Origin of the sequence: Aneurinibacillus sp. REN35, from assembly GCF_041379945.2 — a bacterium.
Lineage (GTDB): Bacteria > Bacillota > Bacilli > Aneurinibacillales > Aneurinibacillaceae > Aneurinibacillus.
Genome location: NZ_JBFTXJ020000026.1, coordinates 1 through 4,272, shown reverse-complemented (window position 1 = coordinate 4,272; position 4,272 = coordinate 1). Strand labels below are relative to the sequence as shown.

The window sequence follows — 4,272 nt, the reverse complement described above, 5'->3', positions numbered from 1 at the left end:
GATATATTTACTCGCACACATCGAGTGTCACTGTTCAGTTTTCAAGGAACTTATTGTACTTTCGCACCGCATCGTATCTCAGCGGCGACTTTTATATCTTATCAAACCAAAACACTTTTTGCAACAACTTTTTTATTTTTTATTTTTCTAAATCCCTTCACTGCTTTTAGCAGCGACAAGTAATAATGTATCATAATATCCTGTAGTTCGTCAATTAAAAACATGATATTTTTAATATGTTCTTATAAAAAGCGATGTCAGAATGCGTTCTTTATTTGCTTTATAAATTTTTAAACAATAATGCATTTATGGCGCAATTTTACTTCACAATATTTCTCACTACTTTACATCATTTTCGGTTCATAACAGTAAATACACACCTTCTGATTATCCATATATCAGAAGAATAAGAGGCATGCGTCCGCGTGTTCCCTTGTCGTTTTCTCATAAGGAAGGAATACGGCCGCTTTGTGGCATCAATGCCGGACCTGCCAAACATCTATGTAGTACAGGGGACAGCAGACAGTTGCCGGTCGGTTTCATCCTTGACACCACGTGCTCCACACAGAAAAATAAATGAGACGCACATCCTACGCCTCATCCTTTTCTATCTATTTATGGATACCGAGGGTGTGGATGACTCGGAGGGGAAAAGACCACCACAACAGGACACAAACAAGGATTTTCGTGTCTCTTCCGAGCGGTTGTCCCGACTAGCCAAGGGCAAAAAAGCGGCCCTTGATGCTTCTGTGTAGAAGACGAACCGACGCCCGTTTGGGGCATGGCGTGGTGACGATATAGTTTGGATCGTACTGGATAATCAACAGCCTTGCAGTACATACTGCAAAAAACCCCGGAATTAATCCGGGGCAAGAATGACTAGATCATACTGTACTTCTTTTCAATCCCATATTCACTTTCGACAGGCACCTCTTTTAACAAAGAGCGCTTCACTAATTTCTCCAATAAAAGAATCAAATCAAACTGCACCCCTTCGAATTCAGGATGATGCAGCAGTTCATTAACTGACCATGGTTCTTTTTTTGTTCGCATGATATCAAATAAAAACCGACTGCATTCCGCCATCTTAGAGATCACGGAGAACTCGCTGGCCAATAGCAGCAGTTCAATCCGCTTCTCGAGCGGATCATTTGTTGTAATAAGTTCTTCATAAAGTTTGAAAATAGAGTAGTCAATTTTAGAAACTTGTTCCCACACAACTGTCTCAGGCACCTGACCTGCCTCAATGACTGCCAATCTCGCCCAATGATGTAAAGCACGAAACATACTATTATAGGCCTCGAATACCTGCTCTTCACTAAGATGTTCTTTTGCTTCTAAATAGTGACGTAAAAAGCGTGTAAATTCCACGCAAACAGTTCGTCTGTGAAACACCGAGGGATAAGTGGAAAATTTGCTTCTCACTTGTGCTATATAGTTATTTTTGTCGTACAATATTTCGCCTTGTAACGCCCACTGAACAAATCGTCGGTGAAAGCGATTTTCAATAATATGAGCAAAATATTGTTGATCTACCCAACGCACTTGAATATTAGCAGCATTATGTAAAAGATTCTTTACTCTTATCTTTTCTCGCATCTCTTTTACAACAACGAGATATAATTCATCAAATCCGTCAATTAACGTACTTTTCTGCCCATTCGATTGTACTCGAACGAGTGATTCCGCTTCATTGTCCATTAATTCTAAAAGAAACGAAGTGGAAAATGTGTCATCCATACTGTACACAACCTCCTCTCACGCTTTGTAAGGCAATTCACCTTTTCAATATCATAATTGTCTATACTTAAATCATTCGACAAACCAGCTATTTTCACCTTCTACTATTGACATAGTGTTAATGATGATTTATGATGGTTTTGTACATTTCTTTTACTCTTCCTGAGGTACTAACTATATCCTTCTTTCCTCCTCGAATTTTTGAGGAGGTATTTTTTTGCAAAACATGCTATAATTTTGTAGGAATGCTACAGGAGGGAAAAGTACATGTTATTTTCAGGCAAGCTGAATAAATTACGGACATTAGCACTCGGAATGGTATTTATTGGTATTATTATTATGTATATCGGCTACTCTGCCTTTGCAGGCTTTTTAGGATCATGGTTTGCTGGTAGTGCTATCATGATGTCCATTTTTTTAGTGTTTGGCTTTCTTTGTATTATGGGAAGTACGGTCATGTACATGTGGCTCGGTATGGTTTCCACAAAGGCTACTCAAGTATACTGTCCAAGCTGCAACAAAGTAACAAAGGTGGTCGGTCTGCGTGATGAGTGCATGTTTTGCAAACAACCTCTATCACTTGATCCAGCAGATGCTCCAACTTCTTCACCTACATCATAAATCTGTAGCACATATACATATAAACAATGAGGTCTATATGAAGCCTTATAATGAAAAGCTTGCTGGTGTAATTGTCGGCAAGCTTTTTTATATTTCCTGGTTTATCCTTAAGAGCATGTAATGACCATGCATAATAAAAGTATGCTATTCTCCCTATCTAGAATTTTTTTGCAAAAGTATTGACCTTGACGTTACGTAAAAGTATACAGTGATGTTGTCAGGAGGTAATTACATGGAATACACGGTGCAAAAACTTGCTCATCTGGCAGGAATCAGCACGAGAACACTGCGGTATTATGATGAGATTGACATTCTTAAGCCGGCAAGAATAAACTCGTCTGGATATCGAATTTATGGTCAGACTGAGATTGACAAATTACAGCAAATTTTGTTTTATAGAGAACTTGGAATCAGTCTAGACACGATAAAAGCGATCGTGAATGATCCCTCCTTTAACGCAGCTAACGCCCTTGCAGAGCATCGTAAAAAACTCCTGGACAAAAGAAATCAACTAAATCAGTTGATCGCTAATGTGGAAAAAACAATTGCTTCAAAAGAAGGGAGAATAATGATGACGGATAAAGAAAAATTCGAAGGTTTTAAGCAAAAAATGATTGATGATAATGAAGAGAGATATGGTAAAGAAATTCGTGAGAAATACGGGGAAAATGTCGTTAACAAGTCTAATCAAAAGTTTAAAAATATGACAGAGGAAGAGTATGAAGAAGTAACACATCTTGCAAATAAAGTAGCCGAAACATTAACTCAAGCGCTCAAAACCGGAGACCCTGCAAGTGATCTGGCGCAAAAAGCGGCAGAGCTGCATAAACAATGGCTAACATATTACTGGAGCGAGTATAGTAAAGAAGCACATGCGGGGATTGCTCAAATGTATGTAGATGATGAACGATTTAAGGCATATTATGATGAAAAGCAACCTGGTACGGCTGAATTTTTGAGAGATGCCATTTGGATTTATACAGGCTTTGCAAAATAAAACGAAAATAGAGGAGTGCAGCATGTATGCACTCCTCTTCCTATATATAGCCTACTTATTGTGAAAGACGGCAGCCTTCGCATAATCCGTATACTTCAAGTCGATGTGTAGCAACCGCAAATCCCGTTTGTGCTGTCGCTTCCTCTTCTACTTGATCTAATTGCGGATAGTAAAAATCTTTGACTTTACCACAGTTTATACATACAGCATGATGATGATCACTCATATCAGCATCATAGCGGCTTGAAGCATCACCATATGTTAATTCTCTTACTAGTCCAATATCTTTAAAAACACGCAAATTATTATAGACCGTAGCCACACTCATATTAGGGAATGTCCCCTCTAGCGATTTATAGATCTCATCAACAGTTGGATGAGACATCGTATTTAGTAAATAGCTCAAAATCGCATGACGTTGAGGAGTCATCCGCACTCCAGCTTCCTTTAATTTATTCAGCGCTGTTTGCATTATTTCTGCGGACATAGGTCATGCACCTCTTTCTAAAAAAGAATTACTCTCTTTTTATAATATTTATAAATAGTGTAAGACCTTTGCTAATGAATTGTCAACTAAGGAGAGGCATAAAGAGCTGAGTATATTGTTTTACAACATAAAAAAAACGCCTACATTTGGCGCATGCGTTAATTTCTATAAATATGAATTAGATGGTGCGGTCGGCGAGACTCGAACTCGCACGATCGAAAGATCACTACCCCCTCAAGATAGCGTGTCTGCCAATTCCACCACGACCGCATATATGGCGAGCCTACCAGGATTCGAACCTGGGCACCTGGTTCCGGAGACCAGTGCTCTATCCCCTGAGCTATAGGCTCACTATGAATTAGGTTTGCACCCTGAAAACTGGATTGAAGAAAAATGACGCATATAAAGGAAACTTTGATTTTTGGTT

Annotated in this window: 6 protein-coding genes and 2 tRNA genes; 4 read left to right on the top strand and 4 right to left on the bottom strand. The window is 38.9% G+C overall.

Features of this window, described 5'->3' with window-relative positions; all coding sequences use genetic code 11:
* On the top strand, positions 1-183 hold a 183-nt coding region (locus AB3351_RS23505; protein ID WP_371149545.1), incomplete at its 5' end, for a hypothetical protein.
* A gap of 287 nt (positions 184-470) precedes the next feature.
* A complete protein-coding gene (locus tag AB3351_RS23500) occupies positions 471-755 on the top strand; it encodes a hypothetical protein (RefSeq protein ID WP_371149544.1) in 285 nt (94 codons plus the stop codon).
* A 124-nt stretch (positions 756-879) separates the two neighbouring features.
* On the opposite strand, the gene AB3351_RS23495 is transcribed toward AB3351_RS23500, so the two are convergent.
* Positions 880-1,740, bottom strand: coding sequence for a nucleotidyltransferase-like protein (locus AB3351_RS23495; RefSeq protein WP_371149543.1), 861 nt, complete (start codon positions 1,738-1,740; stop codon positions 880-882).
* A gap of 267 nt (positions 1,741-2,007) precedes the next feature.
* On the opposite strand from AB3351_RS23495, the gene AB3351_RS23490 reads away from it, so the two are divergent.
* Positions 2,008-2,361 carry a DUF2614 family zinc ribbon-containing protein gene (locus AB3351_RS23490; protein WP_371149542.1) on the top strand — a complete coding sequence of 118 codons (354 nt, stop codon included), beginning with the start codon at positions 2,008-2,010 and terminating at the stop codon, positions 2,359-2,361.
* A gap of 232 nt (positions 2,362-2,593) precedes the next feature.
* Complete coding sequence (locus AB3351_RS23485; RefSeq protein WP_371149541.1) at positions 2,594-3,358, top strand: MerR family transcriptional regulator; 765 nt, start codon at positions 2,594-2,596, stop codon at positions 3,356-3,358.
* Positions 3,359-3,413: 55 nt separating this feature from the next.
* Here the strand turns inward: AB3351_RS23485 and perR are convergent, their stop codons facing one another.
* The 3 genes from perR to AB3351_RS23470 all read right to left on the bottom strand — a co-directional run bounded on the left by perR (position 3,414) and on the right by AB3351_RS23470 (position 4,195).
* The gene (gene perR / locus AB3351_RS23480) at positions 3,414-3,845 is read right to left on the bottom strand and encodes a peroxide-responsive transcriptional repressor PerR (protein ID WP_371149540.1); all 432 of its coding nucleotides are present in this window, start codon (positions 3,843-3,845) and stop codon (positions 3,414-3,416) included.
* A gap of 183 nt (positions 3,846-4,028) precedes the next feature.
* Positions 4,029-4,115: transfer RNA gene (locus tag AB3351_RS23475), tRNA-Leu, on the bottom strand.
* Between the two features lie 5 nt (positions 4,116-4,120).
* Positions 4,121-4,195: transfer RNA gene (locus AB3351_RS23470), tRNA-Arg, on the bottom strand.
* Positions 4,196-4,272: the final 77 nt, after the last annotated feature.